Source organism: Cyanothece sp. BG0011 (assembly GCF_003013815.1).
In the GTDB taxonomy this organism is placed as follows: domain Bacteria; phylum Cyanobacteriota; class Cyanobacteriia; order Cyanobacteriales; family Microcystaceae; genus Crocosphaera.
The window spans coordinates 1-22,221 of the sequence record NZ_PRLH01000061.1 but is presented as its reverse complement, the minus strand read 5'-3'; the positions used below and the strand labels follow the sequence as shown (position 1 = coordinate 22,221).

Genomic DNA, 22,221 nt, shown 5'->3' with positions numbered 1-22,221 from the left:
AGCTATTGTCTCCACTGCCGAGTTGAATGGTCATGATTAATCTGTCCTAAATTGTGTAAATAGTTGTCAATGAAAAAAATACAAACCAGAAATTAAACGACAATGATGTCGCTATGAGTGAGATCACTGACTCCTGAAAGTTGAGCGATCGCCTCTCCTCGATAAGAGAGTATTTGATTCGTAAAATCAAAATGGCGTTCAAACTGATTAACACTCAGTTGACCCAAAGAAAGCTTATTAAAGCCACTTTGAAGTAATTCCAACTTGTCTCCTTCTAAAGAACTAAAATCAGTAATGGTATCTCTGCCATGAGAGGGTTTATTGAAGACAAAGCGATCGCTGCCATCTCCTCCGGTCAAAATGTCGGCCTGTTGTCCACCGCGAAGGGTGTCATTTCCCATCCCACCTTGCAGGGTATCAATGGCTTTTCCCCCATAGAGAACATCGTTTCCTTCATCCCCACAGAGAAAGTCTTTTCCTTCTTCTCCTTTGAGAAAGTCATCTCCATGACCCCCAATTAAGGTGTCTTGGCCAGTCCCTCCAGACAGTTGATCGTAGTTATCTCCCCCTTCGAGGCGATCGTTATCATCGTTTCCATAGAGGGTATCTTGACCACTGCCACCGATTAAGGTATCGTCTCCCACACCTCCTTCTAGGGTGTCGTCTCCTGAACCCCCATCAATAAAGTCCTTGCCGTTACCCCCCGAAGCGTAATCATTTCCTGCGTCTCCATAAAGGCGATCGGCTTTTTTACCCCCAAACAGTTGATCTTGTCCGTTTCCACCGTACAAGGTATCAAAACCGTCTCCTCCTTTGAGGGTGTCACCCCCTAATCCCCCGGTAAGGCTATTATCTGAACTATTACCGATAATGGTATTATTGGCATCATTGCCTACCCCGATAGTTGCATTGCCGTCTAAGAGGGTTATATTTTCAAAATTAAGATAAGGGACAATATTTAAGTCAGTATCAAAAGCCGTAATGAGAGTATCATTGCCCTCGTTGGGATTTTCAATGAAAACATCCCCTAAACTATTGATAAGATAGGTGTCATCCCCTGAACCGCCTGTGAGAGTATCATTACCCGATCCACCCCTCAGGGTGTCATTGCCAGATCCTCCCTTGAGGATATCGTTACCCGAACCACCGTCTAGATTATCATTACCTGAACCTCCGTTTAAGGTATCAGTTCCTTGGCCTCCTCTGAGTTGATCGTGCCCTGATCCTCCATCGAGTAGGTCATTATCATCCCCTGCAACAAGGGTATCGTTTCCAGATCCACCAATTAAGGTATCATCTCCTGGATCGCCGTCTAAGAGGTCATTTCCTGCTTCACCATTGAGGAGATCATCCCCATAATGACCGTTTAAAATGTCATTATTATCACCTCCATACAGGGTATCGTCTCCATAGTAACCGTATAACCAATCATTGCCTTGGCGACCATACATGATATCGTTGCCAAAACCTCCATTACTCTGGTCATCTCCTGCTAATAAGTCAATGACATCACTCTGAGAGGTTCCATTGATAGTCAGATCGTTTCCAGAGGTTCCAGTAATGTTTGCCATCTGTGTCATCTCCTATTTAAAAAACAATTAATGGGATCAAAAAAAACTCAAAATATCTCAACAACTTAAATATTTAAGCTGTCACTTGTAGGATTTAATTAGAGAAAATAATTAAAATAAGCTCAATTTTTTATTGTTTAACAACCACTACTAGAGGCTAAACAATTAGACTCTCGGATAGATTCCAAGTTATAATTGCTATAACTGCCATCCCTGCCATAACGGTTACGATATTGTTGCTGATAATTATTATTTCCCTGATAAGACCGTATTCTATATTGATAAGCTCGATAAAGGTTTGCACATTGTTGAGGATTTAAAGCCACATTTCTGGTTATTTTTCCTGAACAATGAGTATTTAATAAATATCTCATTTCTGCTGTTGTAATTTGTTGGGCTTGAGTTGCTATAGGATTAAAAGTTAACAAGGTTGTTAAAGTAGCTAAAGTTACATAGATTACATGGTTTTTCATGTTTCTAACTCATTATTTCTGTTGCCAATCACATCATAGATAAGTCTATATTTTTGCGAAATGATGTTTCGTGACAACTTAATTGCAGAAAACTGTCAACCTCCTGACACTTTTCGGTAATGACAAATTTTTGTTGATCTGTGATTCACCTGAAAGATGAGCATTTTTTTGCTAAATGCGTTAACATACTGGCAAAAATTTCTAACCCAACGCTGTGAAAAGATTGAACCCTCAACCAGTTTTTCCCCTCATCAGCAGCACCCTTAGTGTTATGTTGATGATGCAACCTTCATCCGTAGCACAATTAACCCCTGACAACACATTAGGGGCTGAAAATTCAAGAATTACCAATATCGATCAACTCAGACAAAGAATTGATGGGGGTGCAATTCGTGGTAATAGTTTATTTCATAGTTTTTTGGAGTTTAATGTTGCAGAAAATGGGAGTGTTTATTTTTCTAATCCTGCCAATATTCAAAATATTTTATCTCGTGTCACTGGGGGGAATGCATCTCATATTTTAGGCACATTAGGGGTCTTAGGAAATGCTAATTTATTCTTAATTAATCCTAATGGTGTTATCTTTGGTGACAATGCAACGTTAGACGTAAAAGGCTCTTTTTATGCGACGACATCCCATAGTATTCAATGGGGCAAAAACGGCTTTTTTAGTGCAACCCAACCAGAAAAAAGTAATCTCTTATCCGTTAGTCCCGATACTTTATTTTTTAATCATGCGGCTAATCATCAAGGAAGTATTATTAATCGAGGAAATTTAGCTGTTAATGCAGGGGAAGATATAACTTTTTTTGGAAATACTGTTGTTAATAGTGGCAGTTTAATCGCCCCTGGAGGAATGATTAAATTATTAGGCGATCGCATCGGTTTATTAAACAATAGTTTAATTGATGTTTCTCATAGTAATCATGGAGGAACTGTATTAATTGGTGGGGATTTTCAAGGTAAAGGAATTGTCCCCAATGCAACTTATACTTATGTCGGCTCTGATGCAATTATTAAAGCTAATTCTACCTTGCATGGTGATGGGGGAAAGGTTATTATTTGGGCTGATCAATCAACTCATTTCTACGGAAAAATAGAAGCCCAAGGGGGCTTAGTTTCTGGCAATGGTGGCTTTGTTGAAGTGTCAGGAAAGGATTTTTTAGACTTTCGAGGAACTGTTAATACTAGCGCACCTAACGGAGAAATAGGAACGTTATTACTTGATCCCACTAATATCGAAGTGGTTGAATTTTTTAGTCCTGAAGCAGAAACTTTTAATCTGAATGACATTGACGAATTTTCTGATATTGATATTGGAGGAGATGGCGATACAAAAATTGATGTCTTTGCTATTAATTTTTCTTTTTCTGATGTCATACTTCAAGCAACTAATAATATTACTTTTAATGCTGATATTAATGCTTTTAACTCAATTGATATAACAGCAGAAGCGGGCAATGATATTATTGTTAATAATTATATTCAAATTCCTAACCAAGGAAACATTAACTTAATCGCTGGTAATAATATTAATTTAACTAATTCTAATGCTTATTTATGGTCTTATGGAAAAGATGTGTTATTAGACGCAGGTAATTTAGTTTCTATCAGAGGAGATAGTTTTAGTATTGCTGGAGGAGGAAATATAGATACTCGGCCATTTTTTGGAAGTAGTGGAAACATCAAGATAAAAACCCATTCGTTAACCTTATCAGATAATGCTAAATTATTGACTGTTCCTTCTGGGGGTTTTCTAAGTGGAGATATAAATATAGAGACAATAGGAGACATTGAAATCAATCCTTTTAGCGATATTCAGGGTAGGAATATTAATATTAAAAGTGGTAATAATATTTTCATGAATGGTAGCATTCAGTTAGAAGAAAATAGTAATGGGATACTTGATATTAGGACAAAAAATAATCTTTTGATGACTGATGCTAATGGGTTTATTTTCACATTAGGTAATGACGCTTTTATTGATGTTGGTGATACTTTATTAATTTCTGAAGCGTTAAGCATAGCTGATTCTAGTAATATTGATACTGCACCTTTTAATGGAGATAGTGGTAATTTAACCATTAATGCAAAATCAGTTATTCTATCTAATGGGGCGCAGATTAGCACTCGTCCTTTTGCTCAGGGAAATGGAGGAGTTTTAACCATAGAACATGCTGATTTAGTTGAGTTGCGTGGTCAAGATACAGGGTTATTTACCAATAGTAATTTTTTTAATAACGCTTCAGGAGAAATCAATCTATCAACTCAACATTTAACCCTAAAAGATAGTGCTGAAATTAACACCTCTACAGAAGGAACTGGAAAAGCAGGAACAATTACCATTAACTCAGAAAGAATTACACTGGAGGGAAATAATAGTCAAATTTTTACTGGAGCAGAATCTTTTGCTTTAGGAAATGGCGGAGATATTAACATTACCACTAATTTATTAGAAATCAATGATGGAGCAAAATTAGATAGTAGTAGTTCTAGTCTGTTTGAACAAAATTCAGGTGATATTACCATTAACGCTGATAATTTATTGATAAATAATGCCTCAGTAATCAATGCTGCAAATCTAAGAAACGGCAATTCAGGGACAATTAAACTTAACCTAAATGATGAACTATCTTTAAAAGAAAATAGCTTAATTTCCACAGGAATTTTAAACAGTAATGGACAACAAGGGGGTGATATTAGAATTATAGCAAATACGGTAGTCCTAGAAAAGCAAAGCGGAATCTCAACTAGGACATTAGGAGAAGCTTCAGCAGGAAATATAGAAATTATGGGGGATTTCCTATCTCTTTCTGATGATTCGACCATTACTACCAGCACCCTCGGAGAAGGAAATACGGGAATAATAAAACTAGATATTAATGAACAAATTTCTATCGTTAATGATTCAGGAATTTTAAGTAGTATTGGAGAATTCGCTACTGGTAATAGTCAAGGAATTGAAGTTAATACCCAATCGCTTATTTTAAATGATTCTATCCTAGCAACTGCCACAGAATCAGATGGAAATGCCGGAACTATTAATATCAATGCTAGAGATCAAATTATTGTTGATAATGATAGTGCTATCACTAGCACAGCATTTGAAGGCAATGGTAATGGAGGAAATATTAACATTAATTCTTCATTCGTAGTCCTTTCTAATGCCTCAAGCATTGATTCAGCAACATCAGGAAAAGGTACAGGGGCAAACATTACAATTGAAGCGGATTATTTAACCCTTAGTAATCTCAGTGGAATTCTAACAACTACCCTAAATCAAGGTAATGCAGGTCATATTATTTTAAATATTAATCGACAACTTGATGTGAATAATTCTGACATTACAGCAAGTAGCGATATTGATAAAATTAATAATATTATTCCCACAGGTGAAGCAGGAAGTATTATTATCAAAACACCTATTATTAATTTAGAAAATAACGGCAATATTTTAGCAGAAAGTTCGGGTTTAGGAAATCCTGGCAATATTGAGACCATTAATAATCAAACGCTCACCCTAAATAATAGTAGCATTTCCACAGAAATCACCCGAACAGGAGAAGCCAAACAACCCAGTAATATTACTCTCAATACCCGACAATTAACGCTTAACAATAATTCAGAAATCACCGCCTCGACTGCTGGAAAAGGAGATGCAGGAAGTATCAGAATTCCTAATGCTCAAACTATTAATTTAAACCAATCAAAGATAACAGCATCTACCCAAGGAGAAGGCAACACAGGAGAAATTAATCTACAAGGAAATAATCAAATTGTTTTAAATAATAAGAGTGAAATCAGTAGTTCAGTAGAAGAAAATGCCAGGGGAGATGCTCAAACAATTACCCTCAATACCAATAATTTAAACTTAGATAATAGTCGCATCAACGCCACAACAGCAGGGTTAGGAAATGCTGGCAATATTGAGACCATTAATAATCAAACGCTCACCCTAAATAATAGTAGCATTTCCACAGAAATCACCCGAACAGGAGAAGCCAAACAACCCAGTAATATTACTCTCAATACCCGACAATTAACGCTTAACAATAATTCAGAAATCACCGCCTCCACTGCAGGAAAAGGAGACGCAGGAAGTATCAGAATTCCTAATGCTCAAACTATTAATTTAAACCAATCAAAGATAACAGCATCTACCCAAGGAGAAGGCAACACAGGAGAAATTAATCTACAAGGAAATAATCAAATTGTTTTAAATAATAAGAGTGAAATCAGTAGTTCAGTAGAAGAAAATGCCAGGGGAGATGCTCAAACAATTACCCTCAATACCAATAATTTAAACTTAGATAATAGTCGCATCAACGCCACAACAGCAGGGTTAGGAAATGCTGGCAATATTGAGACCATTAATAATCAAACGCTCACCCTAAATAATAGTAGCATTTCCACAGAAATCACCCGAACAGGAGAAGCCAAACAACCCAGTAATATTACTCTCAATACCCGACAATTAACGCTTAATAATAATTCAGAAATCACCGCCTCGACTGCTGGAAAAGGAGATGCAGGAAGTATCAGAATTCCTAATGCTCAAACTATTAATTTAAACCAATCAAAGATAACAGCATCTACCCAAGGAGAAGGCAACACAGGAGAAATTAATCTACAAGGAAATAATCAAATTGTTTTAAATAATAAGAGTGAAATCAGTAGTTCAGTAGAAGAAAATGCCAGGGGAGATGCTCAAACAATTACCCTCAATACCAATAATTTAAACTTAGATAATAGTCGCATCAACGCCACAACAGCAGGGTTAGGAAATGCTGGCAATATTGAGACCATTAATAATCAAACGCTCACCCTAAATAATAGTAGCATTTCCACAGAAATCACCCGAACAGGAGAAGCCAAACAACCCAGTAATATTACTCTCAATACCCGACAATTAACGCTTAATAATAATTCAGAAATCACCGCCTCGACTGCTGGAAAAGGAGACGCAGGAAGTATCTCAATTAATGCAGAAACTGTTGCTCTAAATAATAATAGTAATATTTTGACAATTCTTGAGCAACAAGCTATGGGAACCGGAGGAAATATTAATATTACAACCAGTGGCAATTCTTTAACTTTGAATAATCGTTCTCAAATTAGTTCCCGTTCCCAAGGAGTAGGAAATGCTGGTAACATTTTTATTGATAGTTCAGGTAGCATTCGCTTAATAGATAGTGATATTAGTACCGCTTCTCAACAATCTTCGGGGGGAGAAATTATAATATTAGGGTCTATTATTCGCTTTTTTGGTGATAGTGATATTACAACAAATGTTAATAGTGGTATTGGGGGAGGAGGTGATATTTTTTTAGAAGCCAATTCCATTATTTTATATGATGATAGTGATATCTTTGCCTTTGCACAAGATGGACAGGGGGGCAATATTTTTCTCAATACACCTATCTTTTTTGGAGAAGGGTATCAAACCATTAGAAATGGAAGAAACACAAGTATTTTAGATGATAATAATCAAGTCAACTTAGATGCAAGTGGCGCAATTTCTGGGAGCATTATTTTACCTGATTTAACGTTTATTCGTAATAGTTTAACTGAATTACCCAGTAACATTATTAATACTGAACAACTCATTGCAAATACTTGTGTTGTTTCTAACCCCAATCAAACAGGTACATTTATTATCACCGGAACAGGTGGATTACCAGAAAAACCAGGAAATACTGCCCGTTCTTATTATTCTACAGGGTCAATACAAACCATTCCCAATCAAGAGGATTCTTCCCCTGTAGATTCACAAATTATTGAACCTCAAGGGGTTTTTAAATTACCAGACGGAAGACTTATTTTAAGTCGTAGATGTTCTGAATAATAAAATCATATAGTTCAATATAAATTAAATAAATGATCAAGAAATTACACTTTTTTTTACTATTTTTTCTAACGTTAATCCTGTCCCTAGTAATAACAGGGCAAACCCTTGGAATCTCTCAACCTTCTCCTCTTATTAATATTGTTCAACAAGGGGTTATGGAATATCAAGAAGGTAACTATATAGAAGCTATCAAAATTTGGCAACAAGGGTTAAATTTAGAAGAGACTAACCATAATCTCAAAAATAAAGTTATTATTCAAGAAAATTTAGCGAGAACTTATCAAAAAATTGGACAAACCACTAAGGCAATTGATTATTGGCAAAAAGCTATTACCAATTATCAACAATTAGATAATATTGCACAAGTTGGAAGGTTGTTAACAGAACAAGCACAAGCTTATAGTAATCTCGGTCAACATCAAAAAGCAATTACCCTTTTGTGTAGTAAAAAAAATAAAATAAATAAGCTAATTTGCGATCCTCATAGTGCCTTAGGAATTGCTAAAACCTATGAAGATAACCAGGGAGAAATTGCTGCTTTAGGTAGTTTAGGAGAAGTCTATCGTATCATGGAAAACTATGAACAAGCGATTGACATTATAGAAAATAAAGCCCTAAATAAAGTCAATAATTTAAACAATTTAACTTATGCGGCTTCGTTATTTAACAGTCTGGGAAATGTATATTTTGCCCAAGCAAAACGATTACAAACTCAAGCCAACTCAGCCAAGATTAGAAATGCTATGATTACAGCAGAAAAGTTTAGTAAAAAAGCAACAAAAAATAGTAAAATGGCACTTTTAAATTATGAAAATGCCTTCAAATTAAATCAAAATAATGATAATGCGCCAGACCAATTAAAAAACTTACTTAATTTAATTAAACTAAAACAAAACTTTCCTGACTTACCTCCTATTGATTATCTTCAAAAAAAGCCATTAACTTTACTCAATAAAATTTCTAATTCTTCCGATAAAATATATGCTAAAATCAATCTAGCCATCCCATCTCCCCTAAGTGAATGTCCCCTAGTTTCTTCCCTATCTAATTCTCAAATTGAAACTCAATTAAACGAAGCCGTTGAAAATGCAAATCAATTAAAAACTTCTCGGGTAAAATCCTTTGCTTTAGGTGCATTAGGTCACTTTTATGAATGTGAAAGGCAATATGAAAGAGCCTTAAACTTAACACAATCTGCTCTTTTATTAGCTGAACAAAATCCAGGCTCTGACGATAGTTTATATCTTTGGGAATGGCAACTCGGTCGAATTTTAGAAGCCTTAAAAAAACCTTCAGAAGCGATTAATGCTTACCAACGAGCTTATGGTATTTTAGAGAGTCTGCGGAGCGATATTTTAACAGCAAATCGTGACTTACAATTTGACTTTAGAGACACCATTGAACCTCTTTACCGTCAATTAATTCAATTAATGCTAACTGAAGAAAGTTCATCATCTAATACTTTAACTCGACCGATTATTAAAAGCTTACAAACCCTTGATTCTCTTAAATTAGCTGAATTACAAAACTATTTAGGAGACCATTGTATTTTAACGGGAAGTAATGAGACTTCAACACCGCAAAGATTAGCTGATCGCATTTTTAATAAATTAGAAAATATTGACAATGATACGGCACTTATTATTCCGATTATTTTTCAAGATCGTTTAGCTATTTTGTTGAGCTTACCGCAAGAAAAACTTAGAGTTCATTGGGTCAATATCACCCAAAGTCAATTAACAAAAGATTTAGAATTATTTTGGAAACAATTACAATCTTTTTACGATTTATCTCAATCGTTTAAAACATCTTCTCAACAATTTTATGATGTACTGATTCGTCCTTTTGAAAGGGATTTACATTCAGCACAAATCAAAACATTAGTGTTTATTTTAGATGGAAATTTAAGAAATATTCCTATGGCAGCACTTCATGACGGTGAACAATTTTTAATCGAAAAATATGCTATTGCTACCACACCCAGCATAACCTTAACCCCTTTAACACCTTCTAATCTTAGTGATGCTTCAGTGTTAGCAGTGGGAGTTGCCCAAGAATCAAATATTGATCAAGAACGTTATCCAGCATTGCCGAATGTTGAAACGGAACTTAAGCAAATTTATGCTAATTTTCCTGACAGTAAATTATTGTTAAATCAAGACTTTACTCGTCCAAACTTACAAGAAGAATTTAAACAAAACACCTACCCTATTATTCATATTGCCACTCACGGTAAATTTGGGACAATCCCTGAAGATAGTTTTTTAGTAATAGGTAATAATCAAAAATTAACGATTACTGATTTAGAAAAAGATATGCGTAATTTTCATGAAAATTATAACCGCCTCGAATTACTGACTTTAACCGCTTGTCAAACTGCTATTGGCGATGATCGCACAACATTGGGGTTAGCTGGAATCACAGTACAAGCTGGGGTAAAAAGTACCTTAGCCTCTTTATGGTTTATTCGTGATGATTATGCAGAAACATTAATTACCGAGTTTTATAACAATTTAAAAACAGGAATAAGTAAAGCACAATCTTTACAACAAGCTCAAAAAAATCTCATTAAAAAAGGAATCCATCCTGGTATTTGGAGTCCCTTTATTTTGATCGGAAATTGGTTATAAATTCAGTTTCAATACATTCATTAATTATTTAATAGAAATTGCTCTAGTCGGTCAATTCTTAATGCCTCAGTATCTTGATTAATGGTCATTTTTTCATAAGTAATGAGGTCTTGTACTAAAGTAACACCAGCCTCTCCCAACTTTCCCGATGGGGATAATTTCATCGCTTCTTTCATAGCATCAAACCATAATCCAAACTCTGCATAAAGATTGACTTTGTCTAAAGCATTAGAGGCATTTTCTAAGCGATTTTTCAGAGTATCTGAAGCAGTGACAACTTCAAAATAAACGAGATCAGATAAAGCAGTTGAAGGGGAATTAGGATCACAAAAAATTGTGACTTGACTAACATAAATTTGATTGGTTTTTAAGGCCGGTTTATTTTTAGGCAAGGTAACACTCATAATTCCTGCATCAGTTGTCTTCGTTGTTTGATAAACTATTTTATATTGATTATCTTGAAGATATTCATAAATCGTAAACTCCATTGGACGGGGTTGATTATCATCAATAAACCAAGCAAAGGTTGGATGAGTTGATAGGGTTTGTCCTACCCTATTCCCAGAAGCTAAAATAGTAGATAAAAGACCATTGCCGTCACAACCTCTGGTAGCCGCAGAACCGGAAGAGGCGTTTGAGGGAGGTTGTTTTTGATTCGGTGGGGGAGTGTAGGCTGCTTGGGCAGTTAAAATGTTGAATAAGTTACCATACAGCAACGTATTAATCAATAAGGCAAACGTTAAGGTTGGATTCATGAATTGCACAACTCAGCAAGAAGTGAAAGTAAGATAGATTACCCCATTTTAGTGACTCCCCAAAAATCATTGATAATAATAATGATTGTTAATGATAATTATCAATGATGTCTATTTTAGCCCTTAACTTTTGTCAAGTTAATTTAACTTTAATTAACTCTTAATATTTTCGTCCCTACTAGAATGTTACAATAGCTACAATATGAATAGGGGCAAATATTTGGGCAGTCAGATGAAGCCAGTCATCTGAACTGGTTGGGTCTGCGTGCCGTCTATTTATTTTCTTTTTACAAGTTTATTTAACGAAAATTTAAACAGCATTAGAGTTAACGCGCAAGGAGGGACTGAATTATGTTAATGACAAGATACACCATAGAGGATATCAAAGATGAAGCCCGGCATCTGGTAGAGCAAGGCAAGGTAGATAGACAACAAAGAATTTATACTTTGTGTCAGTATCTTCCCTCAGGAGAATGGTGCTGTATCGAAACCGAGTTAGAAAGAAATGACTTTTTACTCAGAGATTCTATTGCTGATTTAATACCAGCGCAAGAATGGACGAATGATTAATTCATTTCAGGAGCGGGAGAGATAATTTTTGAAACTCGGTAAATCACAAAGTGACTGGTTTGGAATGCTCCAGTCTGTTTATTAGATAATTAATATAGAGACGTTTCTAGAAACGTCTCTATAGCATTTTTATAGATAGAGAGTAGGGTCCATAGTGGACAATATCAATTTTGATTTAATATTGTCCACCCTACAAAACTATCCAAGGTTAACTTTAACCACTTTGTTCTTTTCTTCTTCAGCTTTAGGTAAGGTTAGATGTAAAATTCCATCTTTGTATTCTGCACTAATTTTTGTATTATCAATGAGTGCCGGTAAAGCAATGGAACGAGAAAACTTACCATAACGGAACTCGCTGCGAGTCATGCCGTTTTCCTCGGATTTAGCTTCTTCTTTCCGTTCCCCAGTAATATAGACAGCTTCTTTTGTTGCTTGAATATCTACATCTTCAGCTTTGATTCCAGGGAGTTCTAACTTGAGCATTACCGCTTCATCAGTTTCGGAAAGTTCAGCAGAAGGGGCAAAAGTTAACTCTTTATAATCCCGTGTCGAATTAGTTAACCAACCTTCATCAAAAAGCTGATTCATTTGACGTTGTAAAGCGTTCATTTCTTTCCAAGGGTTATAACGTACAAGTGCCATAATTTTTATCTCCTGATTGTGTTTATTGCTTGTTTTTTCCTTCGATGTCTTCATCTTAACCCTAGAAAAATTCCTAGACAATACGGTTTATTCGACCCACAATGGCGTAATTTACCCTCTGATAAGTCAGCTAATGATTCTTATATCCTCATGGATAATATCAAAGATAAAAACAGATAGTATGACAACTTTTGGCTGATAAAAATTGCTGTAAACTTCCTGATTCAGAAGAATTATAAAAAAAATCAAAGGATTTCCCTGACCCCATAAACTCGGAGATATATTGGTAATTAATCATCGGTGTGAGAGTTTTGTAACCTTGTATTTATTCCCTAAATGCAATCGTCCCGAACGAATAAAGATTAGCTGCTAATTTAGGACAATTGTGGTCAAGCTACCCTTGGGATTTGATTTGAATATTGAAGTTTTGTTGAGAGAACAATAAGGAATTAAACATTATGACTCGTTGGTTATTTTCTTCCCTATTATTAGGGTTGTTATCCCCTTTTATAACCCCTAATAACGTAGCAATTAGTGCAGAGACTGAACAAATAGCCTATAATATGGGGCGACCTTGTAATACCTGTTTACATTTAGTCCCATCCGGGATGACCAATCAACAAAAAAATCCCATTTATTTGCTGAGAGTTTATCATCAAGGACAACTTTTATATACCTTTGAAACTGTATCGGGTCGTTATTTTACCCAAAATAGAAATCGTAATCAAGCAGGAACTGAAGCCCCTTTACCTGATGGAAATTATCGAATTAGTTCTCATACTGTACCGGGAACGTTAGCCGAAGTTGGAGAACGTTTTTTACCAGTTTATCCTCAATTTTCTACCGGAAGAAGTGCCTTAGGTATTCACTATGACCCAAGTTATAATAAAGGTAATGGAGAAGATGGAACCGCCGGTTGTATTGGCTTAAGTTCTCGCGGACATTTTTCTACTTTAGTAACATTTATTGAGACTTATAAACCTCAATTATTAGTGGTAGATATTCAATGAATATAAATATTATCGGGGTTAATAACTGTTGACCCCGATAACAATGTGTCCCTTAACTTTAACCGTTATCAGACACTTTCTTTTTAAAAAAGGCACCAAAACCAACCGCAACGAAACTGCCTAAAATCGTTAAGGGTTCAGGAACCACATTAACATTATCTACTAATAAAGCGGAATTAACTCCTGTATCAAATCCCTCGAATAAATCAACATCAACCACCCCAAATCCTAGGGTATAAGTTCCTGTTTGAGTAATCGTATGGGAAAAGTAACCGGTTTCGTTCAATAAACGACTAAAAAAATTAAGATTGGTAGCATCGTGAGTATCAGCTAATACAGTTAAGTTATTACTCAGAGTAAAAAAGCCGAAATCATTATAGTCATCGGTAGGAAAAAATTCATCGGTTAAAAAGTTCCAAGAAAAGCTTAAAACCTGTCCTGCATTAATAAAAATGTCCTGTTTAATAGCAGAACCTTCTGTTACCCCTAAATCACTGAGTGTATTCTCAGATAAGTTTAAGAAATTTTCCAGTTCAGTGGCATTTGATAAGGGAATACCGTCATCGCAAGCTTGGGATAAAGCATCAATATGACAAGTTTCTAACACCGCTTGATAAGTTCCATCCGTTGGTGTGACCCCAAAACCAGATGTGTCAACAGAGGTTTGACCAATGGTTTGCCAACCTGTGAAATCACCAGTTTCAAAACTCCCATTCTCGATGGCGGCAGCGCGAGACATTTCTGGGAGTGATAATAACAAACTACTGGCACTGAGTAAGATTAAAAAAGTTGATTTAAACATAAATAGTTTTCCTCTAAAGTTAAAATTTTAAGATTGTTTATTGTGGCTAGTAATAAACTCAATTGTCAAATTTTTTTATCATAAGACAAGTCTAAATTTGATCGAAAAAAGGGTTAAAAGCCTCCTATTTCAAGAGGATGAAAAGCGGTCGAAGGATGGCGAGGTTTCCTCGCCATATCCAATCGACCAAGAGAAGAAGAGTTTTCCTTGTTTACAGCCTCCAACTTTATGTGGATGTAATTCTAAATTCTACATTCTAAATTCTACATTCTGAATGACCTTCATAATAACATCTTTAGCCATAATTTGTAAATGTTTTTTGCAGGTTTTATTTAGAAAGTTTGCATTTTTTTATCTTCCTTTGGCAGTATTTTATTATTTTTGTCAAGGTCAGATGATGGTAATCTTATGATAAAAAAAATCAATGATCTCCAGAGAATTATCTTCAAGGGAATAGTGAATTAATGAAAAAAGGATGGTTAATTCTCTCAAATCCCTTTCCCTTTTTAAAAAGCAGTTAGCCCTCAGCCATCAGTATTTTAAAAATATAACTGATGGCTAATAGTTATTATTAAATCCTCTGAGCAAACTGTTTTTCTATTTGAAGCATTTTGGAAGAAATTAACATACCCAAGGTGGCACTCATTTTAGATAGGTTAGGGAACAAAAACATTAGGGAAAAAAGGAACAACTTAAGCTTGAATGATGAAATCTGTTTCATCAATAATAGGACTCACATTTAAATTGAGAACTGCAAACTGTCCGCCAGTTCCTAACCCAGCAATGGCACCATTTTCGTTATAGAAGAGGTTGCCGGTTGCTGAGTTGTAGACCACATTGGCACTGCTTGATCCCACAATGGTCAATTCATCAACGGTTTCGTTAATAGCAGCAAATTCGACAGCTTGTAAATGACCGCCAACAGCACTACTCAGAGCATTAAACGAGGTTAAGCTCAGAGCAATTTTATCCGTACCTTTGGCGAAATCAGTCAAAGTGTCGATTCCAAAGGCATCAGAGGCGAAGACAGCCCCACTACCGAAGAGGAATAGATCAGCCCCTTCACCTCCATTTAAGAGGTCATCTCCTCCCCCACCGACTAAGAAATCATTGCCCTCTTCTCCGTAGAGACTATCATTGCCATCGAGTCCTTTGAGGAGGTTATTACCGCTATTGCCGATGATGACGTTATCGAGAGCGTTACCCGTACCGCTCATGTTGGCCGTTCCCGTTAAGGTGAGGTCTTCAACATTAGCCCGGAGGGTATGAGTCACAGAAGATTCAACCCTGTCGTAGCCTTCATTGGCATTTTCGATGACCACATCTCGACTACTGTTGACAATGTAGATGTCATCTCCAGAGCCACCATACATTCGGTCATTTCCTAAACCCCCGTCAATCACATCATTACCAGCGCCGGCATAGACGGTATCATTGCCCCCTCCTGCATTGATAACATCGTCGTTATCAGTACCATTGAGGGTTTCACTGTCTGCCGTTCCCTCGATAGTATTACCCGTATCACCATCAGCAACGGTGAGGGTAAAGGTATCAGAAGCACTTTCTCCATCGTCATCGGTTGCCGTAACAGTTATGTCATAACTGCCAGATGTTGTATCTGTGGGTGTACCGCTAAAGGTTCGGGTTGCTGCATCGAAAGTAACACCCTCCGGTAAGATTGTCCCTGTCGCTAAAGCGTAACTGAGACTGAGATCATCAACATCAACAAAGGTCGTTTCAGGAATAGTGAAGGTATAGAGTTGTCCTTCAGTGGCATTTTGATCAGCGATCGCATTTTCTACCACTGGGGCATCATTGACCGGGTTAACGGTTACATTAAAGGTATCATCGACAGATTGACCGTTGGCCGTTCCTCGGATGGTAATTTCGGCTGTGCCAAATTGGTTATCTTGATAGTCCAGAATCAAGTTATTGCCCTCAATAGCAGCGATAATTAAGCCTAAATTGGTGTTATTGAAGATAGAAAGCATAATTTCATCTTCATCCACATCCTTAAAGACATTGCTGAGGTCAATGACCGTATCTTCGGCATCTTCATCCACGTCTTGATCGCTAATTTCAGTTTCTACGATAGGTGCATCATCGACAGAGGTAACAGTGACGGTGAAAGTATTATCAACAAATTGCTCGTTAGCGGTTCCTCGGATGGTAATTTCAGCCGTACCAAATTGATTATCTTGATAATCGAGAATGAGGTTATCCCCGTCAATGGTAGCTAAAACTAAACCTGTATTGGTATTTAAGAAGATACTGGGGACAATGACATCTCCTTCCACATCACTGAAGACGGTGGTCAAATTAATGATGTTATTTTCTGCATCTTCATCCACCGTAATATCAGGGAGAGGATTAACAATTTCTGGGGCATCATCGACAGGGTTAAGGGTAATGGTAACGTTAGCACTATCGACGGCGTAAGCTTCACCATCAAAGCCATTCCAACTAAAGTTAACCGAACCATTGAAATTGTTATCAGGGGTAAAGATGAGGTTATTTAAATCATTAAGAGCAATTTCTTGATTGAGAGAAACGGTTTCTCCATTAAGTTGTAAGGTTCCATTAGTGGGAAGGGTGAGGATTTGGATGTTAACTAATTCATCGTTATCTGCATCATTGACAGCATCCGTAAAGTCAAGTTGCGTGAAGGTGATGGGGATATCTTCATCCCCAGATTTCTCGATATTAATCAATGTGGGAACTTGATTCAGTCGTTGATTACCAAAATCAATGGCTGTGACAGTTTCCCCAGACGTAACCGTTACCGTATGAACCAGACTGACCCCATTTTCAGGAATGTATAGGGGATCATCGGTGCCATCATTGCCCGTATTCCCTGAATTCGAGCCAGATGAGCCGTTATTAAGATTGAGAATCCCTTCAGCTAAAGCGATCGCATTGACTCTTGGATAACTCGCCCCCGTATTGGTCACATTATCGTTTTCATCATCTCCATCGATAATCAAATCTCCCGTTGTCTCCAGTAGGGTACGGAATTCAGCAACAGTTAACTTGCGTCCGAGATAGGTTTGGGCAATCTCTTGCGCTAGGGTTGCGATTCCAGTGACAAAGGGTGCCGCTTGAGAGGTTCCCCCCATGGTAATGGTTCCCCCCGTTGCATTGGCACCGGTAATGAGAATACCAGGGGCAAAGATATCTAATAAGGGATGACGTTGAGAGAAACTAGCAATTCTGTCCGCCTCTGTACTGTAGTCTGCGGCCCCGTTGGCAAAGTTAATGGAACCAAAATTATCAGCCCAAACCGCCCCCACAGAGATGGTATGGGGGTCAATTGCGGGGTATGCCAGGCCAGGAGTGCTATTAAAGGCGTAGAAACTGTTACCGGCGGCAGCAGACACTAAGATATTTTGGGCGGCGATCGCAGCTAATTCATCGCCGATACCATAACGGGCGTTGGCGGTGTTCCAGTTTTGGCTGTCTCCTAAAGAGAGGTTAACCGAGGCAATGTTATAAGCATCGGCGTTATCATTGACCCATTGCAACGCTTGTTCTAGGTTAGCAAAGGACCCATATCCGTTGTCACCAAAGACTTTAAGAACAATTAAGTTAGCTTCAGGGGCTACAGCAGTGGCGATACTGGCAACGTGGGAACCATGATTATTGTTGTCACTCGCGTCATTATCATTGTTGCCGAAATCGTATTGATAGACAATTTTATCGGCAACCCCATCATTATCCGTATCTGGTCCAAATAGATAATGATCTGTGTCAATTCCCGTATCGATAATAACCGTACTGTAACCCTGTCCTTTTATGTTGGTAAAGCGAGCATCAGCCCAAAAATCGTCGAGATTGATTAAATTATTGGCAGAGGCACTCGATACCGTTTCATTATTAATAATGGGACTGTTGGGGGTGTACAGTTCAATGTCTGCCGATGTGGTGGTTACATCCACAGCCGGATAGGTTTGTTGCCATCCTTCTTGCATTTGTTCGGCAACGGTGTAAGTACCAGGGAGTAAACCGTTGAAAGTGTAGTTACCCTCAGCATCAGTAATAACAGAGGTTTCTCCCTCATCTAGTTGACCGTTGGTATTGGCATCAAGGTAAATCGTCCAACCTTCTAACCCTGGTTCTGCGGTATCTTTCACCCCATCCCCATCGAGATCGTGCCATTTTTGACCGGAGATACTGGCCAGTTCATAGAGTCCGGCATCCCAGGTGAGGTTATCCCCAGCATTGGCTGTGAAGGTTTCTGTGGTTCCGGTGGTGGGATCAATATCGCTATCTACCGTATCATCAACCCCTTGATTGGCCTCACTGAAGAAATAGCCATCCGGGGCAACCACTTCTATAAAGTAATCATCGGTAGCCACATCGGTGAAGGTGTAGGAACCATCGGCATTGGTGGTGGTTGTGCTGACTAACTCGGCTGCACTGTTATAGAGATTAACAGTAACATTGCCTAATCCTTCTTCTCCTGGATCTTGAATTCCATTAGCATTGCTATCAGTCCAAACAAAGTCCCCAATATTAGCCACACCCCCAGCTATTTGAATGGTTGCTTGGGCTTCGGTGGGGATTTCTTGGGTATTTCCGGCATTATCAGTGGCCACGGCATAGAATTCGTAGGTATGACCCGGAGTACCGACGTAAATGGATTCGGTGAGGGTGGTATCGGTCAACCAAGGGGTAAACTCACCGCCATTATCGGAGACATAAATGGTGTAACTGGCGAGGGCTGATCCTTGATCAGTTCCCGTCCAACTCACTGTAAATTCAGGGGTTTCGCTGGTGGCCGGTAAGTCATTAACTTGGCTGGTGGGGGCATCCACATCTAAGGTGTTAAAGATGGGAGGGGTATCGATGGGTTCTTCGGTATCGAAAATAATTTGTGCTTCAGCATCAATAACATCGCCGGTTTGGGCATCTCGTTTGGCCTGAATACTGTAGGTAACAAAGCCTTCCCCGGTGCCATTTTCATCGTTGGTGGGTAAAAATCCGGCCTGTGCATCTAAGGGGGCCTCTCCCGTTTCCGGGTCGATGGTACTGATGCGCCAGGTAGCCAGACCGGTGGTGACATCAATGAAAGCAAAGATATCGACAAAGAAGCCTTGAGTTTCCGTTAAATCGATGCGAGTGGTATGGAAAGCGCGATCGCCTTCTAATTCGTAAACCTCGCCACTCCAACCATAATCATCGACGCGGAAGGTACGCCAATCAAGATCATCGTCGAGTTGTTGGGTAATGACCACTTCTTGAGCCGGGGCCGAGGCCGTCGCTTCGTTTTCAAAGCGGATAGTGTAGCGTAAGGGTTCGTCGGTATCGATCCAGCGATCGTCTCCAAAGCCTTCAGGACCTAAGATATCGTTAGGGTCAAAGGGACGACGAACAGGGGGATCATAATCATCATCGTCATCATCGTCATCATCGTCGTCATCGCAGTCAGGATCACCTTCTTTACACTCACAATCTTCTTGGGGAGGTGGAGGAAGAGGAACCCCTAAGAGTTCGAGGTTATTTAAAGATTCAATCGTTTCAAGCTCAGAAATCTCCAATATCTCTGTTTGTTGTGTAGAAGCTAATGAAGGATTAAATTCTTCAGGAGTCAGCCAAGTCCCATCATATAAGCTATAGAACAGGCTAGTTTCTACAATTTCTGGATCAGAATTAAGATCCTGAGTCCAGAACAAAACTGTTTCTCCATTCAGTTGACTAAATTCTAAGTTACCAACTTCGTTTTCTACAATGACCGTTTCGGAATTTGTCCAGTTTGTTCCGTCCCAGAATGAACTGAGGATAGTCGATTGATCAGTGGTCTCATCTTGATTAATCCAGGCCAGAGCAACCATTCCGGTTGAGGTTTTTCCTAGAGCAACATCACTATCTATTCCTGAACGGATATCGAGTGTAATAGAAGAAGACCACTGACCATTTTCATAAACGGCGTAATAAATATCTTTGGCTTGATATTGGGTGCTAAATTCTTCTTGGGATAACGTTGAGGTGATATTACTCGAATCTGATTTTGACCAAACGGCTAAAATTTGGTTTTCACCATATTCAATGGTTGAGATATCGTCATTAAATCCAATACTTCCAGAGATCGCTATAGGGTTAGTCCACTGACTATTCTCGAATTGAGAGATAACAACCTCATTACCCACTAAATTATTTTCAGGATTAACGGCCTTTGACCAAACGGCAAAAATTTGACCATCTGCAGTTTCCACCAGAGAAGAAGTCCCATCAGCCAATAAATCCATATCAACATCAGAAAGAACAGCATTCTCTCCATATACGTTGTTGCTACCAAACACCGAGTCAGGATTGTAGGTAAATTCAATGTTTACCCCTTCGGGTAAAGTGGTGTTAGTGGGATCGAAATTATCCAGCAGATTGAAAGTTGAATCAAAGCTGGCTAAACTCGATGAACCAAATAGAGTCGGAGAATAATCAAAAGACCAAGTATGGCCACTCGCATAGATCAGATCAAATTTAATGCTACCTTGGACTTTCTTCAGTCGAAAACTAGGAATGACATCAAATTCAGAGTTAATTGAACCAGATGCTTTGAGTTGTGCATCGCTGGCATAACCAAATTGAACATATGGACCAAAGCCCAATTTCAAAGATGCCTCTCCAACCCTATCGGGCAACAGAAAAGACGGGAATGGTTCGTCGCCAGTCCACTCAAGTTCGTTAAATTGAGCGCCGACGTTAACATTAACCCCTGCTTCAATACTCCAACCACCAGGATTATCATTGAGACGTTTGAGCCAACTGTCTAAAAAGATTGAGGCAAAATAGCCCCCCGGCCCGGCTAAGCGTAATAAATAAACAATGCCATTTTTCCAGTCAAAACCACCCCCGACAGACCAACTACCTGTTGCTTTGTCAAAAACCCAATCACATTCTTTTTTATCAAGTTTCCAGGCAGCTTCTATTTGACCGTTGCCATTAATTGAAGAACGTAATGAGGGTCCATCAAACTCGAATTGCGCCCCTAGTTGTCCACTGCCTTTGACTTCTTTTTCCCCGACAGACAATCCCAGTTGTCCATTCAGAGAACCCTGAAAGTTTATGCCACCTGGTAAGGATTTAGGTGAGGAAGGGAATTTCCACGCAAAACTATAATTAACTGCCTGGGGATCGATCAAAGTCAATTCGTCATTCAGGTAGGTTAGGGAAGCTGAATTAATATCAATCAGATCGTAATATAGGTCTGTATCATCTTGTATTTCTTGATCAGATTTCAGATAGCTGACCAGGGTTTCACCAGAATTTGTCACCAACACAGATGGGGCAACATCACTAATATTATTATTCGTTAATGCGATGGGTTGAGACCACTCGAAACTATCATCACTTAAAGACTGCCCCACAGCGTAGTAGATTTCTGTATCATTACCACTTCCTTGTTGCCAGGTGGCAATTAAGCCAGTACGACTACCATTAATAAGCTTATCTGATGCTTGGAGAGTAAAGTTCGAGACTGTTTCATCAGTAATTTCTAAGGCATTAATCCAGTTTTCTCCATCGAAATATGAATGCCAAAGTTTTCCATCTCGATCCCAAATCATATGGGTTATGCCATCGGAGATAGCCATTACTGCATTGGAATCGTTAACATGAGAGGGTTCTGTCTGGTTATTGGCTAGAGCATATACTTCTACAGACTCCATATCTTCATCTGGATTGATTGTGTAACTAGGCGGTTCCCAGTCAACAATTCCATCTCGATTCATATCTAAGCTGTGATCAACCACCGATAATTCATAGGTTTCTGCTTCTAAATAGGACAAGTTAAAGTAACCTTGTTCATCGGTTACAGTGGTGCTATCTAAGACATACTTATCGTTAATAAATTTGTAAGCACCAATTTCGACACCGCCTAATGCTTCACCTGTTTCAGCATCTAACAACTGTCCAGATAGCTGT

At 38.2% G+C, this 22,221-nt stretch carries 10 protein-coding genes; 4 read left to right on the top strand and 6 right to left on the bottom strand.

Going from position 1 to position 22,221, the window contains the following annotated elements:
* Positions 1 to 92: 92 nt before the first annotated feature.
* Positions 93 to 1,571: a calcium-binding protein gene (locus tag C4E06_RS09050; RefSeq protein WP_198648452.1), complete on the bottom strand. Its 1,479-nt coding sequence runs from the start codon at positions 1,569 to 1,571 to the stop codon at positions 93 to 95.
* A 137-nt stretch (positions 1,572 to 1,708) separates the two neighbouring features.
* Positions 1,709 to 2,044, bottom strand: a complete 336-nt coding sequence (locus tag C4E06_RS09045; protein ID WP_107667780.1) for a hypothetical protein — start codon at positions 2,042 to 2,044, stop codon at positions 1,709 to 1,711.
* A 214-nt stretch (positions 2,045 to 2,258) separates the two neighbouring features.
* Here C4E06_RS09045 and C4E06_RS09040 point away from each other — a divergent pair, with 214 nt between their 5' ends.
* Positions 2,259 to 7,889: a filamentous hemagglutinin N-terminal domain-containing protein gene (locus C4E06_RS09040; RefSeq protein ID WP_198648451.1), complete on the top strand. Its 5,631-nt coding sequence runs from the start codon at positions 2,259 to 2,261 to the stop codon at positions 7,887 to 7,889.
* A 32-nt stretch (positions 7,890 to 7,921) separates the two neighbouring features.
* Complete coding sequence (locus C4E06_RS09035) at positions 7,922 to 10,522, top strand: CHAT domain-containing protein (protein WP_107667778.1); 2,601 nt, start codon at positions 7,922 to 7,924, stop codon at positions 10,520 to 10,522.
* A 20-nt stretch (positions 10,523 to 10,542) separates the two neighbouring features.
* Here the strand turns inward: C4E06_RS09035 and C4E06_RS09030 are convergent, their stop codons facing one another.
* The gene (locus C4E06_RS09030) at positions 10,543 to 11,277 is read right to left on the bottom strand and encodes a DUF928 domain-containing protein (protein WP_107667777.1); all 735 of its coding nucleotides are present in this window, start codon (positions 11,275 to 11,277) and stop codon (positions 10,543 to 10,545) included.
* A gap of 351 nt (positions 11,278 to 11,628) precedes the next feature.
* Between C4E06_RS09030 and C4E06_RS09025 the strand changes: the two genes are divergently transcribed.
* Entirely contained in the window at positions 11,629 to 11,847 is a 219-nt protein-coding gene (locus C4E06_RS09025) for a DUF4327 family protein (protein ID WP_107667776.1), read from the top strand.
* Between the two features lie 198 nt (positions 11,848 to 12,045).
* On the opposite strand, the gene C4E06_RS09020 is transcribed toward C4E06_RS09025, so the two are convergent.
* Positions 12,046 to 12,489: an Hsp20/alpha crystallin family protein gene (locus C4E06_RS09020; RefSeq protein ID WP_107667775.1), complete on the bottom strand. Its 444-nt coding sequence runs from the start codon at positions 12,487 to 12,489 to the stop codon at positions 12,046 to 12,048.
* A gap of 458 nt (positions 12,490 to 12,947) precedes the next feature.
* Between C4E06_RS09020 and C4E06_RS09015 the strand changes: the two genes are divergently transcribed.
* Positions 12,948 to 13,499, top strand: coding sequence for a L,D-transpeptidase (locus C4E06_RS09015; protein WP_107667774.1), 552 nt, complete (start codon positions 12,948 to 12,950; stop codon positions 13,497 to 13,499).
* 58 nt (positions 13,500 to 13,557) lie between these two features.
* On the opposite strand, the gene C4E06_RS09010 is transcribed toward C4E06_RS09015, so the two are convergent.
* The gene (locus tag C4E06_RS09010; protein ID WP_107667773.1) at positions 13,558 to 14,301 is read right to left on the bottom strand and encodes a PEP-CTERM sorting domain-containing protein; all 744 of its coding nucleotides are present in this window, start codon (positions 14,299 to 14,301) and stop codon (positions 13,558 to 13,560) included.
* A gap of 692 nt (positions 14,302 to 14,993) precedes the next feature.
* Positions 14,994 to 22,205, bottom strand: a complete 7,212-nt coding sequence (locus tag C4E06_RS09005) for an SdrD B-like domain-containing protein (protein ID WP_232826199.1) — start codon at positions 22,203 to 22,205, stop codon at positions 14,994 to 14,996.
* Positions 22,206 to 22,221 lie beyond the last annotated feature (16 nt).

Bases quoted from the DNA above. Each gene is read 5' to 3' on its own strand.
- C4E06_RS09025 (WP_107667776.1), top strand. From the start codon at position 11,629: ATGTTAATGACAAGATACACCATAGAGGATATCAAAGATGAAGCCCGG.
- C4E06_RS09050 (WP_198648452.1), bottom strand. From the start codon at position 1,571: ATGGCAAACATTACTGGAACCTCTGGAAACGATCTGACTATCAATGGA.
- C4E06_RS09030 (WP_107667777.1), bottom strand. From the start codon at position 11,277: ATGAATCCAACCTTAACGTTTGCCTTATTGATTAATACGTTGCTGTAT.
- C4E06_RS09035 (WP_107667778.1), top strand. From the start codon at position 7,922: ATGATCAAGAAATTACACTTTTTTTTACTATTTTTTCTAACGTTAATC.
- C4E06_RS09010 (WP_107667773.1), bottom strand. From the start codon at position 14,301: ATGTTTAAATCAACTTTTTTAATCTTACTCAGTGCCAGTAGTTTGTTA.
- C4E06_RS09020 (WP_107667775.1), bottom strand. From the start codon at position 12,489: ATGGCACTTGTACGTTATAACCCTTGGAAAGAAATGAACGCTTTACAA.
- C4E06_RS09045 (WP_107667780.1), bottom strand. From the start codon at position 2,044: ATGAAAAACCATGTAATCTATGTAACTTTAGCTACTTTAACAACCTTG.
- C4E06_RS09015 (WP_107667774.1), top strand. From the start codon at position 12,948: ATGACTCGTTGGTTATTTTCTTCCCTATTATTAGGGTTGTTATCCCCT.